The sequence below is a fragment of the Mesorhizobium sp. WSM4837 genome (assembly GCF_055811435.1).
The window spans coordinates 59,119-81,856 of record NZ_JBVVQE010000029.1; the positions used below are offsets into that span (position 1 = coordinate 59,119).

General features: G+C 63.1%; 25 protein-coding genes and 1 pseudogene. 16 read left to right on the plus strand and 10 right to left on the minus strand.

What is annotated here, in order from left to right:
• Nucleotides 1–296: 296 nt before the first annotated feature.
• The 4 genes from AC0L3D_RS18430 to AC0L3D_RS18445 all read right to left on the minus strand — a co-directional run bounded on the left by AC0L3D_RS18430 (nucleotide 297) and on the right by AC0L3D_RS18445 (nucleotide 4,494).
• Entirely contained in the window at nucleotides 297–845 is a 549-nt protein-coding gene (locus tag AC0L3D_RS18430) for a DUF1254 domain-containing protein (protein ID WP_027152781.1), read from the minus strand.
• Nucleotides 838–1,422 (minus strand): DUF1214 domain-containing protein, encoded by a 585-nt coding sequence (locus AC0L3D_RS18435; RefSeq protein WP_473645365.1) that lies wholly within the window; start codon nucleotides 1,420–1,422, stop codon nucleotides 838–840. Before AC0L3D_RS18435 ends, AC0L3D_RS18430 begins: the two co-directional genes overlap by 8 nt.
• 115 nt (nucleotides 1,423–1,537) lie before the next feature.
• Nucleotides 1,538–3,697: a transglycosylase domain-containing protein gene (locus AC0L3D_RS18440; RefSeq protein WP_473645367.1), complete on the minus strand. Its 2,160-nt coding sequence runs from the start codon at nucleotides 3,695–3,697 to the stop codon at nucleotides 1,538–1,540.
• A gap of 158 nt (nucleotides 3,698–3,855) precedes the next feature.
• On the minus strand, nucleotides 3,856–4,494 hold the full coding sequence (locus AC0L3D_RS18445; RefSeq protein ID WP_091590371.1) for a TetR/AcrR family transcriptional regulator: 639 nt from the start codon (nucleotides 4,492–4,494) through the stop codon (nucleotides 3,856–3,858).
• A gap of 170 nt (nucleotides 4,495–4,664) precedes the next feature.
• Between AC0L3D_RS18445 and AC0L3D_RS18450 the strand changes: the two genes are divergently transcribed.
• Nucleotides 4,665–6,215 (plus strand): trimethylamine methyltransferase family protein, encoded by a 1,551-nt coding sequence (locus tag AC0L3D_RS18450; RefSeq protein WP_473645369.1) that lies wholly within the window; start codon nucleotides 4,665–4,667, stop codon nucleotides 6,213–6,215.
• Nucleotides 6,216–6,235: 20 nt separating this feature from the next.
• Here the strand turns inward: AC0L3D_RS18450 and AC0L3D_RS18455 are convergent, their stop codons facing one another.
• From AC0L3D_RS18455 to AC0L3D_RS18470, 4 genes are all read right to left on the minus strand, one after another.
• Nucleotides 6,236–6,400, minus strand: a complete 165-nt coding sequence (locus AC0L3D_RS18455; RefSeq protein ID WP_167366301.1) for a hypothetical protein — start codon at nucleotides 6,398–6,400, stop codon at nucleotides 6,236–6,238.
• A gap of 100 nt (nucleotides 6,401–6,500) precedes the next feature.
• Nucleotides 6,501–6,890 (minus strand): hypothetical protein, encoded by a 390-nt coding sequence (locus tag AC0L3D_RS18460; RefSeq protein ID WP_473645371.1) that lies wholly within the window; start codon nucleotides 6,888–6,890, stop codon nucleotides 6,501–6,503.
• Nucleotides 6,891–6,977: 87 nt separating this feature from the next.
• The gene (gene groL, locus AC0L3D_RS18465) at nucleotides 6,978–8,597 is read right to left on the minus strand and encodes a chaperonin GroEL (protein WP_091590377.1); all 1,620 of its coding nucleotides are present in this window, start codon (nucleotides 8,595–8,597) and stop codon (nucleotides 6,978–6,980) included.
• Nucleotides 8,598–8,697: 100 nt separating this feature from the next.
• Nucleotides 8,698–9,060, minus strand: coding sequence for a co-chaperone GroES (locus AC0L3D_RS18470; protein WP_473629536.1), 363 nt, complete (start codon nucleotides 9,058–9,060; stop codon nucleotides 8,698–8,700).
• A gap of 246 nt (nucleotides 9,061–9,306) precedes the next feature.
• Here AC0L3D_RS18470 and AC0L3D_RS18475 point away from each other — a divergent pair, with 246 nt between their 5' ends.
• The 3 genes from AC0L3D_RS18475 (at nucleotide 9,307) to AC0L3D_RS18485 (ending at nucleotide 10,154) form a co-directional block, all read left to right on the plus strand.
• Nucleotides 9,307–9,579 carry a hypothetical protein gene (locus AC0L3D_RS18475; protein ID WP_473645373.1) on the plus strand — a complete coding sequence of 91 codons (273 nt, stop codon included), beginning with the start codon at nucleotides 9,307–9,309 and terminating at the stop codon, nucleotides 9,577–9,579.
• Nucleotides 9,576–9,842: a DUF1488 family protein gene (locus tag AC0L3D_RS18480; protein ID WP_091590381.1), complete on the plus strand. Its 267-nt coding sequence runs from the start codon at nucleotides 9,576–9,578 to the stop codon at nucleotides 9,840–9,842. Before AC0L3D_RS18475 ends, AC0L3D_RS18480 begins: the two co-directional genes overlap by 4 nt.
• Nucleotides 9,843–9,932: 90 nt before the next feature.
• Entirely contained in the window at nucleotides 9,933–10,154 is a 222-nt protein-coding gene (locus AC0L3D_RS18485; RefSeq protein ID WP_287175508.1) for a hypothetical protein, read from the plus strand.
• Nucleotides 10,155–10,164: 10 nt separating this feature from the next.
• Here the strand turns inward: AC0L3D_RS18485 and AC0L3D_RS18490 are convergent, their stop codons facing one another.
• Nucleotides 10,165–10,434, minus strand: coding sequence for a hypothetical protein (locus tag AC0L3D_RS18490; protein WP_245268524.1), 270 nt, complete (start codon nucleotides 10,432–10,434; stop codon nucleotides 10,165–10,167).
• 144 nt (nucleotides 10,435–10,578) lie between these two features.
• On the opposite strand from AC0L3D_RS18490, the gene AC0L3D_RS18495 reads away from it, so the two are divergent.
• The 9 genes from AC0L3D_RS18495 to AC0L3D_RS18535 all read left to right on the plus strand — a co-directional run bounded on the left by AC0L3D_RS18495 (nucleotide 10,579) and on the right by AC0L3D_RS18535 (nucleotide 18,824).
• Nucleotides 10,579–10,989, plus strand: a complete 411-nt coding sequence (locus AC0L3D_RS18495; protein ID WP_473629537.1) for a DUF3168 domain-containing protein — start codon at nucleotides 10,579–10,581, stop codon at nucleotides 10,987–10,989.
• A gap of 168 nt (nucleotides 10,990–11,157) precedes the next feature.
• Nucleotides 11,158–11,457, plus strand: a complete 300-nt coding sequence (locus tag AC0L3D_RS18500) for a hypothetical protein (RefSeq protein ID WP_023800821.1) — start codon at nucleotides 11,158–11,160, stop codon at nucleotides 11,455–11,457.
• Nucleotides 11,458–11,562: 105 nt separating this feature from the next.
• Nucleotides 11,563–12,228, plus strand: coding sequence for a response regulator transcription factor (locus tag AC0L3D_RS18505; protein ID WP_023800820.1), 666 nt, complete (start codon nucleotides 11,563–11,565; stop codon nucleotides 12,226–12,228).
• Nucleotides 12,212–13,663, plus strand: coding sequence for an ATP-binding protein (locus AC0L3D_RS18510; RefSeq protein WP_473645375.1), 1,452 nt, complete (start codon nucleotides 12,212–12,214; stop codon nucleotides 13,661–13,663). The genes AC0L3D_RS18505 and AC0L3D_RS18510 overlap by 17 nt, the downstream gene beginning before the upstream one ends.
• Before the next feature lie 283 nt (nucleotides 13,664–13,946).
• The gene (locus tag AC0L3D_RS18515; RefSeq protein ID WP_023800818.1) at nucleotides 13,947–14,387 is read left to right on the plus strand and encodes a hypothetical protein; all 441 of its coding nucleotides are present in this window, start codon (nucleotides 13,947–13,949) and stop codon (nucleotides 14,385–14,387) included.
• Nucleotides 14,388–14,685: 298 nt separating this feature from the next.
• Nucleotides 14,686–15,819: a c-type cytochrome biogenesis protein CcmI gene (gene ccmI / locus AC0L3D_RS18520; protein ID WP_473645377.1), complete on the plus strand. Its 1,134-nt coding sequence runs from the start codon at nucleotides 14,686–14,688 to the stop codon at nucleotides 15,817–15,819.
• A 3-nt stretch (nucleotides 15,820–15,822) separates the two neighbouring features.
• Complete coding sequence (gene ccmE / locus AC0L3D_RS18525; RefSeq protein WP_473645379.1) at nucleotides 15,823–16,263, plus strand: cytochrome c maturation protein CcmE; 441 nt, start codon at nucleotides 15,823–15,825, stop codon at nucleotides 16,261–16,263.
• A 105-nt stretch (nucleotides 16,264–16,368) separates the two neighbouring features.
• Nucleotides 16,369–18,360 carry a heme lyase CcmF/NrfE family subunit gene (locus AC0L3D_RS18530; protein ID WP_473629542.1) on the plus strand — a complete coding sequence of 664 codons (1,992 nt, stop codon included), beginning with the start codon at nucleotides 16,369–16,371 and terminating at the stop codon, nucleotides 18,358–18,360.
• Nucleotides 18,357–18,824, plus strand: coding sequence for a cytochrome c-type biogenesis protein (locus AC0L3D_RS18535; protein WP_473516799.1), 468 nt, complete (start codon nucleotides 18,357–18,359; stop codon nucleotides 18,822–18,824). Before AC0L3D_RS18530 ends, AC0L3D_RS18535 begins: the two co-directional genes overlap by 4 nt.
• 71 nt (nucleotides 18,825–18,895) lie before the next feature.
• Here the strand turns inward: AC0L3D_RS18535 and AC0L3D_RS18540 are convergent, their stop codons facing one another.
• A complete protein-coding gene (locus tag AC0L3D_RS18540) occupies nucleotides 18,896–19,165 on the minus strand; it encodes a CopG family ribbon-helix-helix protein (RefSeq protein WP_091590846.1) in 270 nt (89 codons plus the stop codon).
• Nucleotides 19,166–19,350: 185 nt separating this feature from the next.
• Between AC0L3D_RS18540 and AC0L3D_RS18545 the strand changes: the two genes are divergently transcribed.
• The 3 genes and pseudogenes from AC0L3D_RS18545 to AC0L3D_RS18555 form a co-directional block, all read left to right on the plus strand.
• Entirely contained in the window at nucleotides 19,351–20,880 is a 1,530-nt protein-coding gene (locus tag AC0L3D_RS18545) for a Do family serine endopeptidase (RefSeq protein WP_473629543.1), read from the plus strand.
• A gap of 361 nt (nucleotides 20,881–21,241) precedes the next feature.
• Entirely contained in the window at nucleotides 21,242–21,916 is a 675-nt protein-coding gene (locus AC0L3D_RS18550; protein WP_023800810.1) for a response regulator transcription factor, read from the plus strand.
• Nucleotide 21,917: 1 nt separating this feature from the next.
• Nucleotides 21,918–22,738 (plus strand): annotated as a pseudogene (locus AC0L3D_RS18555) (hypothetical protein); the annotation flags it as partial.

Here is a 22,738-nt window from a genome sequence, read left to right on the forward strand (position 1 = left end):
GATCAGACCGAAACACCGGAACGCCGGCGGCGGTGATCATTTTCCCCGGCGTCCGCTACGAGCAACCGCCACTGACGGGCGAGACGCGGCCAGGCGCCGGTCCGGACAAGCCGGGTTCGTCAAGGACGATGCCGGGGACGTCGGGGACGTTGCCTGTTCCGCATCATTAACGCGCGTCGCGGCTGAATGGATTCGCCGCGCCCTGTTGGGCGCGCAAAGGACCCTCTATCTCTTGAATGAGCGCCGCGGCGGCTCGCAAGGCATGGGCCGCAACCGGCGGCATGTTTCGGTTGACGTCAGTAGTCCTGCAGCTCGCAGGAACTCTGCTCGAGAAACCGCGACACGGTCGGCTTCCAGCTGTCGTCGGGCACGAAGGAGCGGATGACGAACATGCCTTCGTCGATCGGCGCTTCGACGAAGATTGCCCCTTGCAATTCCTCCGGGAGATCCTTGCGGATCTCGATCATCTGCGCCGGCGTCAGTACGATACTGTCCAGCACCCTTCCGGTCGCGCTGTGGTCGTTGAAGGAGTAGATGTTATGGCCGCTGCGGTCATAGACCGATACGGACCAGAACGGGACGTTTCCCGGTGCCTTCACCCGAACCATCCCATCGGACAGATCGAAGCGGCAAGCCGCAGCATAAAACAGCGGATCGACCGATTTCACCACAGGCGTACCGCCGGCCTCAGCGTCCAGCCTGGTCATCCGATAAAGGTTGGAGGCCATGGCCAGCCGCGACCAGGCATTGCGTTCGGAAAATTCCGGGGCGAGCAGCAGCACGATGATGTGTACGATGCCGGCGCCAAGCAGGCCGAGCAGGATCGCGTGCAGCAGCCTACGCATTGCAGCCGACCTTTACGATCTGCGGCAGCGTGACATCCGAAAGGCCCGTGCTGCTGGCGATCGGCGTGTCGTAGAATGTCAGCACGAGATACATCCGGCCGAAGCCGTCGGAAAGCAGCCAGTTGCCGGGCGCGGGGCGGTTGCTGACGGAAATAAGCACGGAATTGTCGGGCTGGCGCAGCACCTGGTAGGACTGAAGTGCCGCAAGCCTTGGCTTGCCGGTCTCGACCACGCCGAGCGACCGATCGGCGGCATAGAGGGTCCAGAACCGGGCTGTGGGAAATCCGCCTTCGATTTCATAGGCACATTGGCGTTTCAATAGTTCGCCATCGGAATCGCGTTCGGCGATAAACGACAGGCCTTCTGCCTGCCCGAGTGCAAGGACACCCTCGCGCGCCACGCGGGCTTTCGAATAAGGATCCGCCGACTGCGTGCCGATATCGGGAAACGCCGTCCATTGGCCGATCCTGATCGCGCCAATGCCATCCTGCGTCTTGAGAGCGTACCAGACGCTGCTGCCGCCGCCGCCGATGGCTATGGCAAGCGCGAGGAGCGTCAGGAATGCGTTCTTGAACATGAAGAGCCGCGGGCAAGAGGAGTGCCGCTCGGGGATATCGCGGGGCAGGGGGCCATGGCAAGCGGACCTCTGTGGAATTGCGGCGCGAGGGATGGCCTGGCCCGTCGTGCCGGCATCAAAGCGCCGACAGGGTCTCCGGTGTCGCAGGCGCCTGGAGGACGGGTGCCGACTGGAACAGCCTTGTGATGTCCCTGAGCGCCCGCGTCGTCTGGCTGGACAGCACCGGCGGCCGCTCGGCGGCGGTGTCGGCCGCTGCCTGCTCGGCATCCTTCTTTTCCGCTTCCTCGGCCTTGGCGGCGATCTCTTCGTCGACGAAGGGATGATCGAGGCCGGGGATCGGCTTGAGGTCGATATTCTGGTGCGCATAGACCATCAGCCGCTGCCAAACCATCGCCGGCAGCGAGCCGCCGGTCATGTTGTTGGTCGGGGTGAAGTCGTCATTGCCGAGCCACACGGCAGCCGTATAGTTGCCGGTAAAGCCGACATACCAGGCGTCGCGGTAAGACTGCGTTGTGCCGGTCTTGCCGGCCGAAACGATATTGGGAAGCGCCGCGCGCCGCGCCGTGCCCATCACCGGCACCGCCGCCAGCATGGTGTTCATGGATTTCAGCGCCTGCTCCGAGAGCACACGGCGCGGCGGCGGCGCATCCTTGGCGAAATCGTAAACCACCTCGCCGGTACGGGTGACGAGTTGGGTGACGCCATGCCGGGAGCCGACAAAGCCGTTCTGGGCGAACACGCTAAAGCCTGTCGCCTGGTCCATCACGGTCATGCCCGATGTGCCGAGCACCATCGTCTTGTGCGATTCGAGCGGCGATTCGACGCCCATGGCTTCCGCCATCGCCTTAATCGGCTTGATGCCGAGATGATTCTTGGCCAGCCGCACCGGCACGGTGTTGACCGATTTGGCCATCGCCGTGATCAGCGTGACCTTGCCGGCCCGTCCGTCATTGTAATTGTGCGGCGACCAGGCACCCCAGGAGATCGGCGCGCCGGAAACGACGGAGTCCGGCGTGAAGCCGTGCTCCATCGCCGTTGCGTATACGTAGGGTTTAAACGATGAGCCGCTCTGGCGCAGCGCCTTGGTGGCGCGGTTGAACTGGCTGGCACCGTAGTCGCGGCCGCCGACGATCGCCCTGACTGCGCCATTGGTTTCGATGACGACCATGGCGCCTTCGGTGACGTTGTATTCCTTGCCGAACTGGCGGAGATGGAATTCCATCGATTCTTCCGCCGCCTTCTGGATGTTGGCGTCGAAAGTTGTGTGGGCGACCAGCGAATGCTGGCCGGACTTCGCGGCGATCTTCTTGGCCTCTTCGAATGCCCAGTCGAGGTAGTAATCCGGGCTCTTCTGCTCGCCGCGGTCGACGATTTCAGCCGGATGCAGCCGCGCCTGCAGCACCTGACCCTCGCTCATGAAGCCGCCTTCGACGAGATTCGACAGCACCACATTGGCCCGCGCCCTGGCAGCAGGCAGGTTGATGTGCGGCGCGTATTTGGTCGGTGCCTTGAACAGGCCGGCCAGCATCGCCGCTTCGGCGAGGTTCACATCCTTGACGCTTTTGCCGAAATAGAAATCGGCGGCCGCTTCGATGCCGAACGTGCCGCCGCCCATATAGACGCGGTCGAGATAAAGCTGCAGGATCTCCTTCTTCGACAGATTGGCTTCGAGCCATAGCGCCAGGAAGGCTTCCTTGACCTTCCGCTCCAACGTCCGTTCATTGGTCAGGAACAGGTTCTTGGCCAGCTGCTGGGTGATGCTCGAGCCGCCCTGCACCACGGAATTCGCCCGCACATTCGCGAAGATCGCGCGCGAAAGGCCGAGCGCGTCGATGCCGTAGTGATCGAAGAAACGCCGATCCTCGGTGGCCAGCACCGCCTTGATGACCTGGTCGGGCATCTCGTCGACCGGCACCGAATCGCGCTGGATGATGCCGCGCTGGCCGATCTCATTGCCGTAGCGGTCGAGGAAGGTGATGGCGAAATCGCCTTGGGCGCGCCAGTCGCCGGCGGTTTCCTGGAAGGCCGGCAAGGCGAGCGCCAGCATGACGACGATGCCGCCGGCGCCGAGCGTGAAACCTTCGCTCAACAGTTCGATGATGCCGCGGCGCCAGCCGGAGACGCGGAAGCGCCGGAAAAAAATGGTGGCCGCTTCCCAGAACCGGCGCGCCTTGAAGCCGGTCTCGTAGAGCGAGGAATCGAACCACGCATCCGCCGCCAGCAGTCTTGCGGCAATCGGACCCCTTCTCCTGCGTGTTTTCAAAGGACTGGCCATTCCAAGATCCGGCTGCGGCTACGCCTCCCACCGAGAAGCGGCACTCCTACCAGACTATTTGTCCATTTTGGCCTCGCTCACAAGGGTGAGGGGGGCTTTCGCGGTACAGTTTGTTGATACCAGGGTCGGGCCTGCCACCTCTGCCACCTCGCACCCACTTAACGCGCCGCGATAAAGCGCATGAAATGCGCCACGTCGGCATCGCTTGGCTCCTGGCCGGTGAAACTGCGCAGATAGGCGGCGAGATGACTGACTCTCGCCTCGACCGGTTCCTTGAGGTCGAGCACATAATAGCCGATCTGCATGTAGTAGAGCACACGGGCGCGGATGAAGGCATCCTCTTCGCCGTAGCCGTGCCGGCGATACATGTCGCGGATCGCGCCCAGTCGGTCATTGTCGGCCTGGTCGATGGCCCGGCGCACGTCGTCGGAGCGCCGCGCCCATTCCCGGATGGCGAAGTCGAGCCTGGGATCGAACAGGCGCTCGTCCGCCCAGCATTCGAACACGTTCATGACCCCCATGATGATGCTTTCGGCCGGCCGCTGCGCGCGTTCGACGATCGACTTGGTGTTGGTGTCCCGCCAATGCGCAAGCAACTGGTCGAGCAGGTCCTGACGGCTCTCGAAATACCAGTAGAAGCTTGAGCGCGATACGCCGAGTTTCTGGCCAAGCGGCAGCACGCGCACGCTTGCGATGCCGTCTGAAATCAGTGTCTGGAGCGCAAGATTGATCCAGTCCCGGCGCGTCACCTTGGTGTTGCCGGACGCCGGCTCGTCCTGCGGAGAAATCATGATCATGGCCGCACAATAGGCATGAGGGCGAACTGCATACAACCGTACTAGACACATATGTACAGTGCAAGTATCCTATCTGCCTCAACGAACTGGGCGAGCGGCCGACGCGCGTCATCGCGGCTCCTGCCTACGATCCGCAGGGCAGGGCAATACGGCAATGAGGAGTATCCGCCATGGTCGATGACGCAGCACGCAACCTCAGGCGCGAACGCAGGCGCGGACGAACCGGCGAGGCCGGCAGCGAGACCAGCCGCCGGCCGGACTATCGTTCGCTGAAGAACCCGTTTCTGCCGCAGCCGATCTTTTCGGCCGATCAGGTCGCCGCGATCCACGACACGGCACTGCACGTGCTCGAGCAACTCGGCGTCAAGGTGCTGCTGCCGGAGGCGCGCGCTATTCTTGCCCGTGCCGGCGCTTTGGTCGACGAGGACAGCCAGATGGTGCGCATCGGCCGCGACATCGTCGCGGCGGCGCTGGGCTCGGCGCCGAAATCGATCCGCGTCCATGCCGGTGACCGTGCCCGCGACCTGACGCTCGAACTCGGCTCGATGACGGTCCTGGCAGGATCCGGGGCGCCGAACGTCACCGATCTGGAGCACGGCCGGCGGCCGGGAACGCTTGCCGCTTTCGAGGATCTCATCCGGCTGGTGCAGCATTTCGACGTGCTGCACATGCTGGGACCTTGCATCGAGCCGCAGGACATCGACAACCGCTTCCGCCATTATGCCGTCAGCGCGCAGTTGACGCTGTCGGACAAACTGCCGTTCGTCTTCGCGCGCGGCACGCCGCAGGTCGAGGACGGCTTCGAGATGCTGCGGCTGGCGCGCGGCCTGTCCGAGGACGAATTCCGTTCGGGCGCTCATTGCTACACCGTCATCAACACCAACTCGCCGCGTCAACTCGACATTCCGATGGCGCAAGGCATCATCGACTTTGCCAAGGCGGGGCAGGTGCTGATCATCACGCCCTTCTGCCTGGCCGGCGCCATGGCGCCGATCACCGTGGCCGGCGCGCTGACGCTGCAGCACGCCGAAGCGCTGGCCGGGCTGACGCTGGCCCAGATCGTGCGGCCGGGCGCGCCGGTCGTCTATGGCTCCTTCTCCTCCAATGTCGACATGAAGTCCGGAGCGCCGGCCTTCGGTACGCCGGAGCACGTCAAGGCGACGCTCGGCGCCGGTCAGCTTGCACGCTTCACCGGCCTTCCCTGGCGGTCCGGCGGCGGCAGTGCCGCCAACATTTCGGACGCGCAGGCAGCCCACGAAACGCAGTTCGCGCTGTGGGGTTCGGTGCTCGCCGGCGCGACGGTCTGCATCCATGCTGCCGGCTGGCTCGAAGGCGGGTTGAGCGTCTCGTTCGAGAAGCTGATCACCGATATCGAGGCGCTGCAGACCATCGCGGAGCTCTGCGCGGTGACGCCCGGCGACGAGGCCGCGATCGGCTTCGAGGCCATCGCCGAAGTGCAGCCGGGCGGGCATTTCTTCTCGACCGGGCACACAATGGCGCGCTACCGCACCGCATTCTACGAACCGCTGGTCGCCGATTGGTCGAATTTCGGCAACTGGACGCAGGCCGGGTCAAGAACCGCCACCGAGCGCGCCACCGGCATCTGGAAACGGCTGCTGGCAGATTTTCGGCCGCCGGCTTGCGCCGCTGCCACATCAGGTGTTCTCGACGAATTCATTGCGCGGCGCACGGAAGAGGGTGGCGCAGCACCGGTCTCGTGATGTAGTTCAGCAAGCGCGCGTTACATGGGGCGCTTGTCGCCTGCCTTCTGCGGGTCGCGGCGGATCGTGCCGGCATCGGCTTTTCTGTGCTTGTCGGCGGCGAGTCTGCGAATGCGATCGAAGCGGCTTTCCTCGGCCACTTTGGTCTTTACTACAGCATTTGGCTTCGGGACGAATGCAATCATGGATCGATCTCCTTGCCGACGGCTGCGCGCCGGAGGATGCCCCGGCGGCTGTCTTTCGGGCTCTCGTCAAGAGCACGTTCTCTCCGAGAGGTCGAAGATGTTAGGTGGCGAGAGCGACCGCGCAGCTTTGCGCACCCAGCCTGTCGGGCGAGGTTTTTCCGGGCATGGTCGCCCAGCCGCCCGTCTCGATGAACTGCCGCTTCTTGTAGCTGTCAGTTATGGCCTTGAACTCGACAAGTTTGGCGGCCGCGTCGGGCGCCGTATTGAAGCGATCGACGCAGACCGCCGAGGCCAGCTCGCCGCGCGCCGTATCGCCGGCGGTGGCCGCCAGCGTGCGCGAGGTGCCGCCGGTCACCCAGCCGCCCCAGTTGAAACCAATGATCAGCGTGGCGACGACGGTTGCAGCGCATGCCCACAAAAGCGTGGATTTGGCCGGCTGGTAATCTTCCCATCGACGCGCGAGAGATGGCTTGCTGCTTTGTGTGGCCACGGACAGTTCCTTCCTGGTTGATGTTGGGATCGGTCGCCTGGCCTTGCTGGGGCCAGGCCTTGCAGGGCCTATTTACGGGAGGGGTGGTCAGTAGCCGCCCATGCCGGCCGAAGGCGCAGCGTCTTTTGCCGGAATGTCGGTGATCATGGCTTCCGCGGTGATCAGCAGCGCCGCGATCGACCCGGCATCCTGCAACGCGGTCCGCACCACCTTTGCGGGATCGACGATGCCAGCCTTGATCATGTCGACATAGGTCTCGTTCTGGGCGTCGAAGCCCTGATTGTGATCCTTGCTGTCCGTGAGCCTGCCGACAACGATCGAACCTTCGACGCCGGAGTTCTCGGCGATCTGGCGGATCGGCGCTTCGAGCGCTCTCGACACGATCGAAATGCCCGCCGTCACATCGGCATTGGCTCCGGTCAGCCCGTTCAGCACGGCCTTGGCGCGCAGCAGCGCGACACCGCCGCCGGGAACGATGCCTTCTTCCACTGCCGCGCGCGTGGCGTTCAGCGCATCGTCGATGCGGTCCTTCTTTTCCTTGACCTCGGACTCGGTCGCGCCGCCGACGCGAATGACCGCGACGCCGCCGGCGAGCTTAGCCAGCCGCTCCTGCAGCTTCTCCTTGTCGTAGTCGGAAGTGGTTTCCTCGATCTGCCCCTTGATCTGCTGGACACGCGCCTGGATCGTGGCCTTCTCGCCGGCGCCGTCGATGATCGTCGTGGTGTCCTTCTCGATCAGCACGCGCTTGGCGCGGCCTAGCATGTCGATGGTGATGTTTTCGAGCTTGATGCCGAGGTCCTCCGAAATCATCTGGCCGGCGGTGAGCACCGCGATGTCTTCCAGCATCGACTTGCGGCGGTCACCGAAGCCCGGCGCCTTGACGGCCGCAACCTTGAGGCCGCCTCGCAATTTGTTGACGACCAGCGTCGCCAGCGCTTCGCCTTCGACGTCCTCGGAGATGATCAGCAGCGGCTTGCCGCTTTGCACCACGGCTTCGAGGATCGGCAGCATCGCCTGCAGATTGCCGAGCTTCTTTTCATGGATGAGGACGTAAGGGTCCTCCAGCTCGGCGCGCATCTTCTCGGCATTGGTGACGAAATAGGGCGAGAGATAGCCGCGGTCGAACTGCATGCCCTCGACGACGTCGAGTTCGGTGTCGGCGGTCTTGGCTTCCTCGACAGTGATGACGCCGTCATTGCCGACCTTGTCCATCGCCTTGGCGATCATGGCGCCAACGGTGGTGTCGCCATTGGCGGCAATGGTGCCGACCTGCGCGATTTCACCGGAAGATTTGACCTTCTTGGCGCGTGCCTGGATTTCCTTGACGACAGCGGTAACGGCAAGGTCGATGCCGCGCTTGAGGTCCATCGGGTTCATGCCGGCGGCAACGAATTTGGCGCCCTCGCGCAAGATGGAAGCGGCAAGCACCGTGGCGGTGGTGGTGCCGTCGCCGGCAAGGTCGTTGGTCTTCGACGCCACTTCGCGCACCATCTGCGCGCCCATGTTCTCGAACTTGTCGGAAAGCTCGATTTCCTTGGCTACCGCCACCCCGTCCTTGGTGATGCGCGGTGCGCCATAGGCCTTGTCAATGACGACGTTGCGGCCCTTGGGGCCGAGCGTCACCTTGACGGCGTTGTTGAGGATTTCGACACCACGCAGCATGCGGTCACGCGCATCGGTGGAGAATTTGATTTCCTTGGCAGACATCTTTTTTCCAGTTCGGTTGGTTGCGGCAGGGCGCTGTCAGCACCGCCTGAATCAAAAATTTGGAGCGTCCTTTGCGCGTCCAAGACGCGCGGCGCTCCAATCAGGCGGCCTTCTTGGCAGCCCCGGTCTTCTCGATGATGCCCATCTCGCTCTTGTCGATGATGCCCATCTCGCTCTTGTCGATGATGCCCATGATGTCGGCCTCCTTCATGATCAGAAGGTCCTCTCCGTCAATCCTGACTTCGGTGCCGGACCATTTGCCGAACAGGATGAGGTCGCCGGCCTTGACATCGAGCGCGATCAGCGCGCCGCTTTCGTCACGCGCGCCCGGCCCGACGGCGATCACTTCGCCTTCCTGCGGCTTTTCCTTGGCATTGTCGGGGATGATGATGCCGCCCTTGGATTTGGTGTCGCTTTCGGCGCGCCGAATGACGACGCGATCGTGGAGTGGCCGGAATTTCATGGAAACTTCTTTCTGGGGCCGGCTTAGGCGGCCGCTCCCTTCTATAGGCGCGTTGGCACTCGATAGATAGGAGTGCCAAAAAATATTCGTTGGCCGCCGTAAAACATTGAATAGTATTATTTTGCCTTTTCGCTTCAGAAATTTGCTCGATCAAAAATAGGTCAGAATTTGATTTTTCCACATCGAGTGACTATTTTAAGGGAGAAAATCATTTTCATCATTGCAGCCAAAAGGAGGTTTTGATCGATGGCGGAAGTTAGCCAGAACATCATGGAAAAAGCCGAAGCGCGCTTCATGGAGAAGCAGAAGAAAACCGCGGAACGCAATCAGGCAACGGCCGAATATATTTCAGAGGCCAAGGCCAGGACCATCAAGACGGCAAGATTGCGGGCGTTGCGGCTGGCCAAGGAAGAGGCCGACCGCGCCGCGGAGGCCCTCAATCCCGTCGCCCCCAAGAAAAAGCGGGCGTCGCGGGCGATCAAGAAAGCAGACGTTGCATCAACGGAGGTCAAGTCATGAGCCTGACATTTCCCAATCGAAGCCGGAGCTACGACGAGGCGGGCAAACGCATCCGCTTTGTCGGCCATGACGGCATGTTCCAGATTTCCTTCTCCGTCGCCACGGATGCCATCTCGAAGGCAGAGTCAGGGACACCAACTGCAGAAGCCACCTATCTCGCCGCCTTCGATACGGCTTCCAACTCCATCCACGACGTCGCCAGGAATGCCTATGACCGGACCCGCAAGAGCATATATGTGCTGACGGCGGCCGATTTTCGTTAAATCCCGAACGTCATCGCGTTCAGGGCCAACGCGCCAGATCCGGTCCAGGCGCACGAATGTGCCGAGTGAACCTAGCGGCAGGATCAGGGCTTGCTCTCCGCCTTTGCCCGTCGCTTGACATCTCGGCTGTTCAGCCGATCCGACCATCGCGTCTGCATCGCGCGTGTTCATGCCAACCAAGACCTGGTGCTCAAGCTCGACGGGCTGGCCGGTGAAGCCATCGAAGACGGTCCAGCTGTGCGGATGCTCCATGCGCAGTGCGTAGCGGTTTGCCATTCCGGCATCCGTTTCGTTTCCGCCCCCGATCGATGAATGCGATTGGTCAGGCCTGCGTGATGTAGAACACTGCCGCCACGACAAGGACCGTCCAAACGACGACGAACAGCTTCAAGGCTAGGCCTCCGTATGAAGACAGAACCTCCCGCATGCGGGACACAATGTTCTTAATGCTTTTCGACATGGTCGGCGCCGCCGCAACGACGACTGGCGTCTTGATCCCAAGCTTTCCGAAAACAGGCAGCAGCGATGGCTCGCGCACGAAAACAACCTCGAAGGTCTGGAGAAACAAACACTCCATAGCACCGTTTTTCAAACGCCTTGCATGTCAAATGAAAGGTGTGGGTAGCCACCTGAGATCCCCTGATCTGGCGCAGCCACCTCAACGCGGCTACGCTGCAAGCACGAATCGTTGACGGCACAAAGGCCTGTTCAGCCGCGACGGGCGAGGGAGAATACAATGAACGCGCCGGCTGCCGCGTTGCAGAAGGCCTTGTTCCAGGCGCTGGACGCTGACGGTTCCCTGTCAGCGGCGCTGGGCGGCGCAAAACTATTCGACCATGCCCCGGAAAACATCCCGTTTCCCTATGTGACGTTCGGCCGGACCAGCGTCTATGATTGGGTAACAGGCAGGGAGAAAGACGCCGAGCAGCTTTTCACTCTGCATTTCTGGTCGAAATCCGAGGCCAGGAAAGAAATGCTCGACGTGATGGACATGGTCAGCGCCCGCCTCCAGGATGCGGCGCTGGCGCTCGACGAGCATCACAGCGTCAATCTCAGGCTCGAATTCACCGAGGTCCGTTACGACCAGGATCTTTCAGCCTGTCACGGGCTGCTGCGCTTTCTTGCCGTGACGGAAGAAAACGCCTGACGCGCTTTCAATAAGGCTGCAACACAGTCTAGACTGGCGCCTGGATTTGCCGGGTTCGGGCGGCCAAATCACCGGGGTTGGTTGTGTCGCATTTCAGGGGGTGAGACAGGCATGTGTTGCAGGCAATGTTCATATCACGTTCAGCACCGATGCGTTAGGACGCTGATCATGAAAACGCTTCGCTCCCACTTCCCAACCGCGACACTTGCTCTCTGCGCTGCCGGTCTGTTTGCGTCGCAGGCGACGGCGCTGCCGGTCGTCGTGCCCGAGCAGAACCGGCCGATCGTCCTGGCCGCCTCCGACTGCTACGCGATCGGTCAGCAGGTCGCCGAGCAGAATGGCGGCACGCTGGCCAAGGCGTCGCAGTCGACGCGCGGTGGCCAGCCGGTCTGCGTCATCGTCGTGCTGGTTCCGGGCAAGGATGGGCAGCGTCCGCGCCGCACGGAGATCGTCGTTCCGCTGAACTGATGCCTGCCGTATCCCAGGCGCTGGAATCGGCCTATATCTGACGTCCAGCTCCTCAACCGGCCGATTTTTCAACAGGCCGATTCTTCAACTGGGTATGATTCCCGCATGCGCGTACTCGTCGTCGAAGATGACAAGGATCTGAACCGGCAGATATCAGACGCGCTGGTCGATGCCGGCTATGTTGTCGACCGGGCTTTCGACGGTGAGGAAGGGCATTTCCTCGGCGACACCGAGCCCTATGACGCCGTGGTGCTCGACATCGGCTTGCCGCAGATGGACGGCATCAGCGTGGTCGAACGCTGGCGGCGCGGCGGCCGCAAGATGCCGGTCCTGATCTTGACGGCGCGCGATCGCTGGAGCGACAAGGTATCCGGCATCGACGCCGGCGCCGACGATTATGTCACCAAGCCGTTCCACATCGAAGAGGTGCTGGCCAGGGTCCGAGCGCTCATCCGGCGCGCGGCCGGCCATGCGTCGTCCGAGCTGACCTGCGGGCCGCTGCGGCTCGACACCAAAGCCTCCAAGGCCGATGTCGACGGCGTGCCGTTGAAGCTGACGTCGCACGAATTTCGCCTGCTTGCCTATCTGATGCACCATATGGGCGAGGTCGTGTCCCGAACCGAGTTGGTCGAGCACCTTTACGATCAGGATTTCGACCGCGATTCCAACACAATCGAGGTCTTTGTCGGGCGGCTTCGCAAGAAGATGGGCATCGACATGATAGAAACCGTTCGCGGCATGGGCTATCGAATGCGTGAGCCGGAGGCGTAAGGCGGAACCGCTCAAACAGACTGCAAGGACGCCGCTTTCACTGCGGTTCGGGCCGCGGTCGCTGGCGTTCCGGGTGATCGCCTTTTCCACGGTCTGGGCGATACTCACTCTGATTGTCATCTTCACGCTGATCACCACCCTTTATCGCCAGGCCAGCGAGCGCGGTTTCGACAGCCTGCTGTCGGCGCATCTGTTCAATCTGATCGGCTCGGTCGGCGTGTCCGAAGGCGGTTCGCTGACCGGCGCTCCCGACCTGGGCGACCTTCGGTTCTCGGAGCCGAATTCCGGCTGGTACTGGTCGGTGGAGCCTGCGTCGGAAGGCGTGAGTGGTGAGTTGCACTCCTCCTCGATGACCACGGCGATCCTGTCGCCAAGCGTCGCCGAGGTTCCTTTCAATGCCAGCTTCCAGCGCAGCTATACGACAGAAGGCATCGATGGCGAGGAACTGGAAGTGTTCGAGAGCGAGTTCGTTCTCGACGCGAAAAATCGCGCAGCGCGCTTCCGCGTCATGGGCAACCGGACCGAGCTCGAGCAGGAGATAAGCGCCTTTCAGCGTCGCCTGCTGACCTATCTTTCGCTGTTCGGCGTCGGCATGATCGCCATCAACGCCATCGCCATCCTGCTGGGCCTGCAGCCATTGCGCCGGGTCAGGGACGCTCTCGCCATGGTGCGCGAAGGAACCGCGCAAAAGCTCGACGGTCGCTTCCCTGCCGAGATCGAGCCGCTCGCCAACGAGACCAACGCGTTGATCGAAAACAACAAGCGTATCGTCGAGCGCTCGCGGACGCAGGTCGGCAACCTCGCCCATTCGCTGAAGACGCCGCTGGCGGTGCTGATCAACGAGGGACGGGCGCTCGGCGGCGCCAAGGGCCAGCTCATAGCCGAACAGGCCGCCTCGATGCAGAAGCAGATTGACCATTATCTGCAGCGCGCCCGCGTTGCGGCGCAACGTGACAGCGTCGTCTACCGTACGCCGGTGGCGCCGCTGGTCCAGCGCATGGTGCGCGTGCTGCAAAAACTAAATCCGCAGACCGCTCTCTCGCTTTCGCTGCCGGCAGTCGATATCGTCTTTGCCGGCGAACGCGAGGATCTGGAAGAATTGCTTGGCAATTTGCTCGACAACGCCATGAAATGGGCAAAGAGCGCGGTCGCGGTATCGGTGGCGCCAATCTCCGCCAAGAAGACTGGCGCCGGCAAGGAGGGTGCCGTCAACCTGTTCGAGATCAGCATCGAGGATGACGGCCCGGGTATTCCGGAAGACAAGGCACGCGAGGCGCTGAAGCGCGGACGGCGTCTCGACGAGACAAAGCCGGGCACCGGGCTTGGACTTGCCATCGTCGCCGACCTCGTCAACGAATACGGAGGCGTTCTGGCTCTGGAACGGTCCAGCATGGGCGGGTTGAAGGCGGTGGTTCGATTGCGGAGCCTTCACTAATGCATGTCGCGCAAAAGTGTGCAGCGGTTTTGCGATAACGACATGCGTAAAAACAACAACCTGAAGCGCGTCGCATGAGGCCGGCCAAACGCGACGCGCTTTAGGCCTATGCTTTTTGCTGGGCCGGTCGACATTGATCGACGGTGCGTGATATGGCGGCATGTCGACTAGTCCCGGAGCCGTCGGCCGCGGCCAAATTTCCGACAAACATCGACACTATGGCCACGCCGACTTCCCCCGATGGCGCGGCCCCCAGCTTTAACTCAAGAGACCGGTTTATGGCATGAAGATTCGCGTCGCGCTCGTCTCCGCACTGCTGGCCGTTTCCGGCTGCACGACGCTGGGCAGGAACCCTGGCCCCACGGTGGCGCCGCAGCCGGCCGCAACGCCGCCAAGTGACGGCAAGATCGCGACGACGGTCATTTCCGCCATGGGCGGCGGCCTCGTCAGCGGATCGATCGGTACTGGCTTGAGCGATCCCGAAAAGCGCAAGGCGCTGGAGGCGGAATACAGGGCGCTCGAGTACACGGCGAGCAGCCAGAAGGTGACGTGGAAGAGCGATCGGTCGGCGCATTACGGTGAAGTCGTGCCCGCCCAGCCCTATCGTGTCGGCTCGCAGGACTGCCGACAATACACCCATACGGTGTTTACCGGCGCCGCCGGCGCCACCGCGCGCGGAACCGCTTGCCGCAACGCCGATGGCAGCTGGACGCCGCTGACGTAACGACCGGCCGGATAATGCATGTCGCGCAAAAGTGTGCAGCGGTTTTGCGAAAACGACATGCATAAAAACAAGAATCGCGCAAAAGCATGCCCTCGGGCCTGACTCGAGGGTGTGCAGCGATCTTGCGATGACGATATGCATGAAAACAACTATCTAAGGTGCGTCGCATGACGCCGGTCGAACGCGACGCGCTTTAGGTCCGGTTGACATCAATCAAGGACATGCGACACATCTGCCGTCAAAGCGTCGCAGGACGCCTGTGTTGGCAGGGCAGGGCTCTGCCGTTATTGGAAGAAGCATGCTGTTCTGGGTCATAGCCGCCATTCTCACGCTGGGTGCAAGCCTGGCGGTGCTGCTGCCACTGGCCGGCGGCCCGAAGGGTGGTTCGCCAAGCAGCGATCATGACCTTGAAGTCTATCGCGACCAGCTGTCCGAGCTTGACCGCGACGTGGCGCGTGGCCTGATCCAGCCGGCCGAGGCCGAAGAGGCGCGTGCGGAGATCGCCCGCCGCATCCTTCGCCTCGACAATGCCGCCGACAAGGCAGCGGCGCGGCAGCCGTCGATGGCGACCAGGCTGGTCGCGACGGCTGCGGTCCTGGCGGTTCCGCTGGTCAGTTGGGGCTTGTACAGCCAACTCGGCTCGCCCGATCTGCCGTCGCAGCCGCTCAGCGAGCGGCTGGCCAAGAATCCCGCCGACAGTTCGGTCGACGAACTGGTGGCACGCGCCGAGGCCCACCTTGCCGCCAACCCGTCCGATGGCAAGGGTTGGGACGTCCTGGCGCCAATCTATCTGCGCATGCAGCGGTTCTCCGACGCAGTCACGGCGTACCGCAACGCTATTCGCCTCGACGGCGACAGCGCAGCCCGCCAGGCTGGCCTCGGCGAGGCGATTGCCAGCGAAGCGGGCGGCATTGTCTCGGCCGATGCCCAGGCAGCCCTCGAGGCGGCGCTGAAGCTCGATCCGGCGAATCCGAAGGCCAGCTTTTATCTGGCGATGGGCATGGCGCAGGAAGGCCGCATCGAGGAGGCGACGATTGGCTGGCAGAAAATGCTCGCGGCCTTGCCACAGGACTCGCCCTGGCGCGGCGCCGTCGAGCAGGCACTGGCCGAAACCGCCAGGCGCAGCGTCGCTTCGGGAGTGCCTGCAAAAGGCCCGAACGCCGGGGATGTCGACGCCGCCTCGTCGATGTCGCCGCAGGATAAGGAAGCGATGATCAACACCATGGTTGCGGGGCTTGACGAAAAACTGCGGCAAAACCCGCGCGATGTGGAAGGATGGATGCAGCTTATTCGTTCCTATGTCGTGCTGGGCAAGGCCGATCAGGCGCGCGACGCGCTCAATCGCGGTATCGCCGTTTTTGGCTCCGATAGTGACGAAGCGAAGAAATTCACCGCCTTTGCCGCCTCGCTTGGCCTGACGGCGACGGAGTAAGAAATGACGCGCAAGCAGAAAAGACTGTCGGTGATCGCCGGAGGGTTGGCCTTCCTCTGTGCCGCCACCGGCCTGACCTTCTATGCGCTCGGCCAGAAGGCCTCCTACTTCTACATGCCCGCCGATCTGACCACCGCCAGCCTGCAGCCCGGGCAGCGTATCAGGCTCGGGGGCCTCGTCGAAAAAGGCACGATCGAGCGCGGTCAGGGGACCACCGTCGCCTTTTCGGTGACCGACAACCAGAAGCAGGTCAAGGTCACCTACACCGGCATTCTTCCCGACCTTTTCCGCGAGGAGCAGGGCGTCATCACTGAAGGCATTTTTCGCCCGGACGGCGTCTTCGTCGCCGACAGCGTGCTGGCCAAGCACGACGAGAACTATATGCCCAAGGAGGTGGCCGACGGCCTCAAGTCCAGAGGCGTGTGGCAGGAGAGCAAAAAGTGACTAAGCAGGTTCCGCAAAAGCCTGCTCTCGGGCTTGACCCGAGGGTTCCCACGATTTTGCGGCAAGACCCTGCGGCAAAGCAAAAACCTGGCGGGCTTGGCCACAATGGTTGAAACCGGACATTTCGCACTGGTCCTGGCGTTCGCGCTGTCTTTGGTACAGGCGCTGGTGCCGCTGTTCGGCGCGCGTATCAACAGCCAGAAGATGATGGCCGTCGGCGGTCCGGTCGCGGTGACCGGCTTCGCCTTGACCGCTCTGTCCTTCGCGGCGTTGGCGACGGCCTATGCGACGTCCGACTTTTCGGTGGCCAACGTCTGGGACAACTCGCATTCGCTGCAGCCGCTGATCTACAAGATCACCGGCACATGGGGCAATCACGAGGGCTCGATGCTGCTCTGGGTGCTGATCCTGAGCTTCTTCGGGGCGCTCGTCGCTGCTTTCGGCAGCAATCTTCCAGCGACCCTTCGAGCCAACGTGCTGGCCGTGCAAGGCGCGATCGGCGCCACCTTCTTGCTGTTCATCCTGGCGACGTCCAACCCGTTCGCCAGGCTCAATCCGGCGCCGATCGAGGGCCGCGATCTCAACCCGATCCTGCAGGACCTCGGCCTCGCCATCCATCCGCCGCTGCTCTATCTCGGCTATGTCGGCTTCTCGATCTGCTTTTCCTTCTCGGTCGCCGCCCTCATCGAAGGCCGCATCGACGCGTCCTGGGCGCGCTGGGTGCGGCCATGGACGCTGGTCGCCTGGATGTTCCTGACCGGCGGCATCGCCATGGGTTCCTACTGGGCCTATTACGAACTTGGCTGGGGCGGTTTCTGGTTCTGGGATCCGGTCGAGAACGCCTCGTTCATGCCTTGGCTGGCCGGCACCGCGCTGCTCCATTCGGCGATCGTCATGGAAAAGCGCTCGGCCCTGAAGATCTGGACACTGTTGCTGGCGATCCTGACCTTCTCGCTGTCGCTGCTCGGCACCTTCCTGGTGCGCTCCGGCGTGCTCACCTCCGTCCACGCCTTCGCCACCGATCCAACGCGCGGCGTGTTCATTCTCTGCATCCTGACACTGTTCATCGGCGGATCACTGGCGTTGTTCGCCTTTCGCGCCTCGAGGTTGACGGCCGGCGGCCTGTTTCATCCGATCTCGCGCGAAGGGGCGCTGGTCCTCAACAATCTGTTCCTGACCACGGCCACCGCCACCGTGCTGATCGGCACGCTCTATCCGCTGGTCGTCGAGGCCGTTTCGGCCGACAAGATTTCGGTCGGCGCGCCGTTCTTCAACCTGACGTTCGGCCCGCTGATGGTGCCGCTCCTGGTCGCGGTTCCGTTCGGGCCGCTTCTGGCCTGGAAGCGCGGCGACATTTTCGCCGTCGCCCAGCGGCTGATGGCGGCCTTCGCCGCCGCGCTTCTGGCCGTGCTGGTGACGGCCTTGTTCATCGACGGCGCGTCGGTGTTCGCAGCACTTGGCGTCGGCCTGGCTTTCTGGCTGATCTGCGGCGCGCTCACCGATATTGCCGTCAAGTCCGGCCTTGGCAGTGTCGCGCCCGGCGTCATGCTCACGCGCTTCGCCGGCCTGCCGCGTTCGGTCTTCGGCACCGCGCTCGCCCATCTCGGTCTTGGGCTGACGACGCTGGGCATCGTCGGCACACTTTGCTTCGGCACCGAGAAGATACTGTCGATGCGTGCCGGCGAGACCGTGCAACTGTCCGGCCACACACTGCGCTTCGAAGGGCTCTATCCGGCCCAGGGGCCTAACTACAGCGAGGATCGCGGCCGCTTCGCCCTGCTCGGCGCCGATGGAAGCACCACCGCCGTGATCACCTCGTCCAAGCGCTCCTATCCGGTCCGGCAGATGACGACGACCGAGTCGGGTATCAAGACGATCGGTTTTAGCCAGCTCTACCTATCGCTTGGCGACGAGGCGACCGACGGCTCCGTCGTGGTGCGGCTGTGGTGGAAGCCGCTGGTGACGCTGATCTGGGGCGGCGCCCTTGTCATGATGGCAGGTGCTGCGATGTCGCTGATGGACCGGCGGCTGCGCGTCGGCGCACCGTCGCGCCGCCGCAGATCGGCGGGCGCCATGCCTTCGGCGACCCTGCCATGACCGCAAGAAAAACTTCACTGGCCTCCCTGATCCTGCTGCTGACGCTGTTGTTTGCTGGCGCCGCACTTGCGGTGAAGCCGGACGAGGTTTTGGCCGACCCGGCGCTCGAGGCGCGGGCGCGGACGCTTTCGGAAGAGCTGCGCTGCATGGTTTGCCAGAACCAGTCGATCGACGAATCCGATGCCGACCTTGCCCGCGACCTGCGCGTGCTGGTGCGCCAGCGCCTGGTCGCCGGCGATACCGACCGGCAGGTGATCGACTACATCGTTTCCCGCTACGGCGAGTTCGTGCTGTTGAAGCCGCGCTTCAGCCTGCGCAATGCGCTGTTGTGGGGCACGCCGGTCCTTCTGCTGCTTGCCGGCGGGATTTTCATCGTGCTGACCGCCCGGTCGCGCCGATCGGCGCCTGCGGCCATGCTCACAGCCGAGGAGAAGGCAGCGTTGGACAAGGTGCTGGGTAACTAATTCGGCCCGGCCGCCCCGCCGCCAAGACCACGGCCGTGTCACGATGTCTCGCGACCAGGTGACGAACCGCTTCAAGCCTTGTCTGCGCGCCTGGCTTCCGACGCTTCGATGATGGCGTCGATTTCCGCCATGGCTTCGTCGTGCGGCACGACACGGCCAGCTGCCGCATCGGCCATGCCGCGTTTGATGCCTTCGATGATCTCAAGCTCGCGATCGACATAGGCCGATATCGCCTCGGCCGCGAGGAAGGATTTGCTGCGCCGCGTGTCGGCGGCGATCCGCTCCAGCTTCAGCTTGGTTTCGGACGAAACCCGAATCGTCATGGTGGCGCTTGCGGTCATGGTGAAAGCCTTGTGCTGAACTGTGTACAACATAGGGCAACGGGAGGGGGCAACCAAAGGGTTGGTGCCTGCAAACATTACCAAAGTTTCATGCACTGGAAATGGCGCCGTAATGTGCGCGCCTCTATTTCTCTTGCCCGAGGATGCCGACCGAAGCGCATCCCTTGAAAGAGGATACGAGACCCATGAATATTGCCCCCAATTCAAATTCCCGCACCCGCAAACGCCTGATGGCTGCCGCCGCATCAGTGGCCATTGCCGGCGCGATCGGCTTCGGCGCGGTTGCCACCGGGACAGCCCCCGTCCTGGCCGAGGCCGTGCGTGTCGAGGCGCCTCAGGTCCCGAGCTTCGCCGACGTGGTCGAGCGCGTTTCGCCGGCGGTCGTCAGTGTCCGCGTCAAAGCCAAGATAGAATCGACCGCCGACGATGGTTCCGACCTGCCCGACGCCTTCGGCAATCTCCCCGACGATCCGCAATTGCGCCGCTTCTTCAGGGAGTTCCGTGGCTTTGGCGATCAGGATGGCCGGGATGGGATGCGACGTTTCGGACGTGGTGACCGCCAGCCGCGGCCGGTCGCTCAAGGGTCCGGCTTCTTCATCTCCGAGGATGGCTACCTCGTCACCAACAACCATGTCGTCGGAGAGGGCTCGTCCTTCACGGTGGTGATGCATGACGGCAAGGAGCTCGACGCCAAGCTGGTCGGCACAGATCCGCGCACCGATCTCGCAGTGCTCAAGGTCGAAGGCGACGGCAAGTTCACCTATGTCGACTTCGCCGACGATTCAAAGGTTCGCGTCGGCGACTGGGTCGTGGCCGTCGGCAATCCGTTCGGCCTCGGCGGCACGGTCACCGCCGGCATCGTCTCGGCCCGTGGTCGCGACATCGGCGCCGGTCCTTATGATGACTTCATCCAGATCGATGCCTCGGTGAACCGCGGCAATTCGGGTGGCCCGACCTTCAACCTCAATGGCCAGGTCGTCGGCATCAACACTGCGATCTTCTCGCCGTCCGGCGGCAGCGTCGGCATTGCCTTCGACATTCCCGCCTCGACCGCCAAACAGGTCGTTCAGGATCTGATGAAGGACGGCACCGTCCAGCGCGGCTGGCTTGGCGTCGAGATCCAGCCGGTCACCTCCGAAATCGCCGAATCGCTCGGGCTGAAGTCCGATAAGGGCGCTCTCGTTTCCAGCGCCCAGGACGATGGTCCCGGCAAGGAGGCCGGCATATCGGCTGGTGACGTCATCACTCAGGTGGACGGCAAGGACGTCGCGTCGCCGAAGGAACTCGCCCGTCTGATCGGCGCCTACCCGCCCGGCAAGCCGGTCGACGTCACGCTGTGGCGTGACGGCAAGAGTGAAACGGTCAAGGTCGACCTCGGCACGCTGCCTTCGAGTGACAAGCAGGCTTCGGCCGACCAGCAGCCTTCCGCTCCGCCAAAGGCCGATACGCTGGCCGACCTCGGTCTCACCGTCACCAGGTCCGACGATGGCAAAGGGCTTGTGGTGACCGATGTCGATCCCGACAGCGATGCCGCCGATCGCGGCATCCAGCCCGGCGATGTCATCACCTCGGTCAATTCGACGGAGGTCAATGGCACCGAGGACGTCGCCAAGGCCATGGCCGACGCGGTGAAGTCGGGCCGCAAGGCGGTGCTGATGCAGATCACCCGCGACGACAGCAACCGCTTCGTCGCGCTGCCTGTCGCCAAGGGCTGACGTTCCAGACTTTTCCGATGCGGCGGTTTCAAACACCCCGAACCGTCGCATGGGAAAGCACCGGGCTTGAATACGTTAGTCAGTCATCGTGTTCCGCCCCAGCGGCAGCGGGCGCCCATCGCCCGCTGCCGCTCGAACAACAGAGCAGTCGCCCAAAGTGTGAGGCGGTTTTGGGATGACGACATGCTCAAACAACAAAGCATGTCGCCCAAATCCGAGGATGCGGCGGCTCGACGCCAATAACGTTATAAAACAAATACTTACCGCTCCTTCTTGAATTATTTTGTTGGCGATGCACCTCGAGGCCATGATGTCTATGCCGGCCACTCATTCTTCCAGCGAAATCGCGTATAACGGTCCCATGAAGATTCTCGTCATAGAAGACGATCGCGAAGCGGCCGATTACCTCCAGAAAGCCTTTACCGAGGCCGGGCATACCGCCCATGTCGCCGGCGACGGCGAAACCGGCTTCGCGCTCGCTGACTCCGGCGACTATGACGTGATGGTGGTCGACCGCATGCTGCCGCGCCGCGACGGCCTGTCGGTCATCGCCGGTCTTAGATCCCGAGGCAAGACTACGCCAGTGCTGATCCTGTCGGCGCTCGGCGAAGTCGACGACCGGGTCACCGGCTTGCGCGCCGGCGGCGACGACTATCTGACCAAGCCCTATGCCTTTTCCGAGCTGCTGGCCCGGGTCGAGGTGCTGAACCGCCGCGCCAGCGCCAGGGAGGCCGAAACCGTTTACCGGGTCGGCGATCTCGAACTCGACAGGCTGTCGCATTCGGTGCGGCGCGCCGCCCGCGAGATTACGCTGCAGCCGCGCGAATTCCGCCTGCTGGAATATCTGATGCGCCATGCCGGCCAGGTGGTGACGCGCACCATGCTGCTGGAAAATGTCTGGGACTATCATTTCGATCCGCAGACCAACGTCATCGACGTTCACGTCTCGCGGCTGCGCGGCAAGATCGAGAAGGGCTTCGACAAGCCCATCCTGCACACAGTTCGTGGCGCCGGCTATATGCTCAAGAGCGGCTAGCATGGCCCTTTCCATGCCGGCCATCATGAAGACGACGGCAGCGCGGCTTTCGGCGCTCTATCTCCTGCTGTTCGCCATCTGTGCGGTGCTGCTCGTCTTCTACATGACCTCGCTGTCGGCGCGCATGCTGACCGGCCAGACGCAGGAGACCATCAACGACGAGGTGCTCGGCCTCGCCCGGGTCTATCAGCGCGGCGGCTTGCCGCTGCTGGTCCGGGTGGTCGAGCAGCGTTCCCGCCAGCCCGGCGCCAATCTCTATTTGATCGCCGATGCCAACGGCCAGATCCTGACCGGCAACGTGCAGAGCCTGGAACCCGGCGTTCTCGTGGCCGAGGGCTGGACGACGGAGCCGTTTTCCTACCGGCGCTTTGGCGAGGGCGAGCTCGAGCGGCAACGCAACCCGATCGCCGACCCGAACGAACCCAGCCAGAGCGAAGTCCAGGTCGAAGGCGAGAAGGGCCACAACGCCATTGCCTTGGTGCTGCGCCTGCCGAACCAGATGATCATGCTGGTCGGCCGCGATCTCGGCGAGCCTGAGCGGTTCCGCGCCGTCATCCGCCGCGCCTTGACGTTGGCGCTCGGCATGATGGCGCTTGGCGGAATTTTGATCTGGTTCTTCGTCGGCCGCGCGGCGCTGAAGCGCATCGACTCGGTGTCGCAGGCCAGTCGCCGCATCATGGGCGGCGACCTTTCCGGGGGGGGGGGCCGGCACCCCCCCCCGCCCCCCCGGCCAGAGCGGGGGGGAAAAAACAAAGAAAAACAAAGAGGGAACGCACAACCCGAAACAAAGATGGGCCACGGCGCCGACAACAAAAACACACC

Bases quoted from the DNA above. Each gene is read 5' to 3' on its own strand.
- AC0L3D_RS18430 (WP_027152781.1), bottom strand. From the start codon at position 845: ATGCGTAGGCTGCTGCACGCGATCCTGCTCGGCCTGCTTGGCGCCGGC.
- AC0L3D_RS18435 (WP_473645365.1), bottom strand. From the start codon at position 1,422: ATGTTCAAGAACGCATTCCTGACGCTCCTCGCGCTTGCCATAGCCATC.
- AC0L3D_RS18440 (WP_473645367.1), bottom strand. From the start codon at position 3,697: ATGGCCAGTCCTTTGAAAACACGCAGGAGAAGGGGTCCGATTGCCGCA.
- AC0L3D_RS18445 (WP_091590371.1), bottom strand. From the start codon at position 4,494: ATGATCATGATTTCTCCGCAGGACGAGCCGGCGTCCGGCAACACCAAG.
- AC0L3D_RS18450 (WP_473645369.1), top strand. From the start codon at position 4,665: ATGGTCGATGACGCAGCACGCAACCTCAGGCGCGAACGCAGGCGCGGA.
- AC0L3D_RS18455 (WP_167366301.1), bottom strand. From the start codon at position 6,400: ATGATTGCATTCGTCCCGAAGCCAAATGCTGTAGTAAAGACCAAAGTG.
- groL (WP_091590377.1), bottom strand. From the start codon at position 8,597: ATGTCTGCCAAGGAAATCAAATTCTCCACCGATGCGCGTGACCGCATG.
- AC0L3D_RS18470 (WP_473629536.1), bottom strand. From the start codon at position 9,060: ATGAAATTCCGGCCACTCCACGATCGCGTCGTCATTCGGCGCGCCGAA.
- AC0L3D_RS18475 (WP_473645373.1), top strand. From the start codon at position 9,307: ATGGCGGAAGTTAGCCAGAACATCATGGAAAAAGCCGAAGCGCGCTTC.
- AC0L3D_RS18480 (WP_091590381.1), top strand. From the start codon at position 9,576: ATGAGCCTGACATTTCCCAATCGAAGCCGGAGCTACGACGAGGCGGGC.
- AC0L3D_RS18495 (WP_473629537.1), top strand. From the start codon at position 10,579: ATGAACGCGCCGGCTGCCGCGTTGCAGAAGGCCTTGTTCCAGGCGCTG.
- AC0L3D_RS18500 (WP_023800821.1), top strand. From the start codon at position 11,158: ATGAAAACGCTTCGCTCCCACTTCCCAACCGCGACACTTGCTCTCTGC.
- AC0L3D_RS18505 (WP_023800820.1), top strand. From the start codon at position 11,563: ATGCGCGTACTCGTCGTCGAAGATGACAAGGATCTGAACCGGCAGATA.
- AC0L3D_RS18515 (WP_023800818.1), top strand. From the start codon at position 13,947: ATGAAGATTCGCGTCGCGCTCGTCTCCGCACTGCTGGCCGTTTCCGGC.
- ccmI (WP_473645377.1), top strand. From the start codon at position 14,686: ATGCTGTTCTGGGTCATAGCCGCCATTCTCACGCTGGGTGCAAGCCTG.
- ccmE (WP_473645379.1), top strand. From the start codon at position 15,823: ATGACGCGCAAGCAGAAAAGACTGTCGGTGATCGCCGGAGGGTTGGCC.
- AC0L3D_RS18530 (WP_473629542.1), top strand. From the start codon at position 16,369: ATGGTTGAAACCGGACATTTCGCACTGGTCCTGGCGTTCGCGCTGTCT.
- AC0L3D_RS18535 (WP_473516799.1), top strand. From the start codon at position 18,357: ATGACCGCAAGAAAAACTTCACTGGCCTCCCTGATCCTGCTGCTGACG.
- AC0L3D_RS18540 (WP_091590846.1), bottom strand. From the start codon at position 19,165: ATGACCGCAAGCGCCACCATGACGATTCGGGTTTCGTCCGAAACCAAG.
- AC0L3D_RS18545 (WP_473629543.1), top strand. From the start codon at position 19,351: ATGAATATTGCCCCCAATTCAAATTCCCGCACCCGCAAACGCCTGATG.
- AC0L3D_RS18550 (WP_023800810.1), top strand. From the start codon at position 21,242: ATGAAGATTCTCGTCATAGAAGACGATCGCGAAGCGGCCGATTACCTC.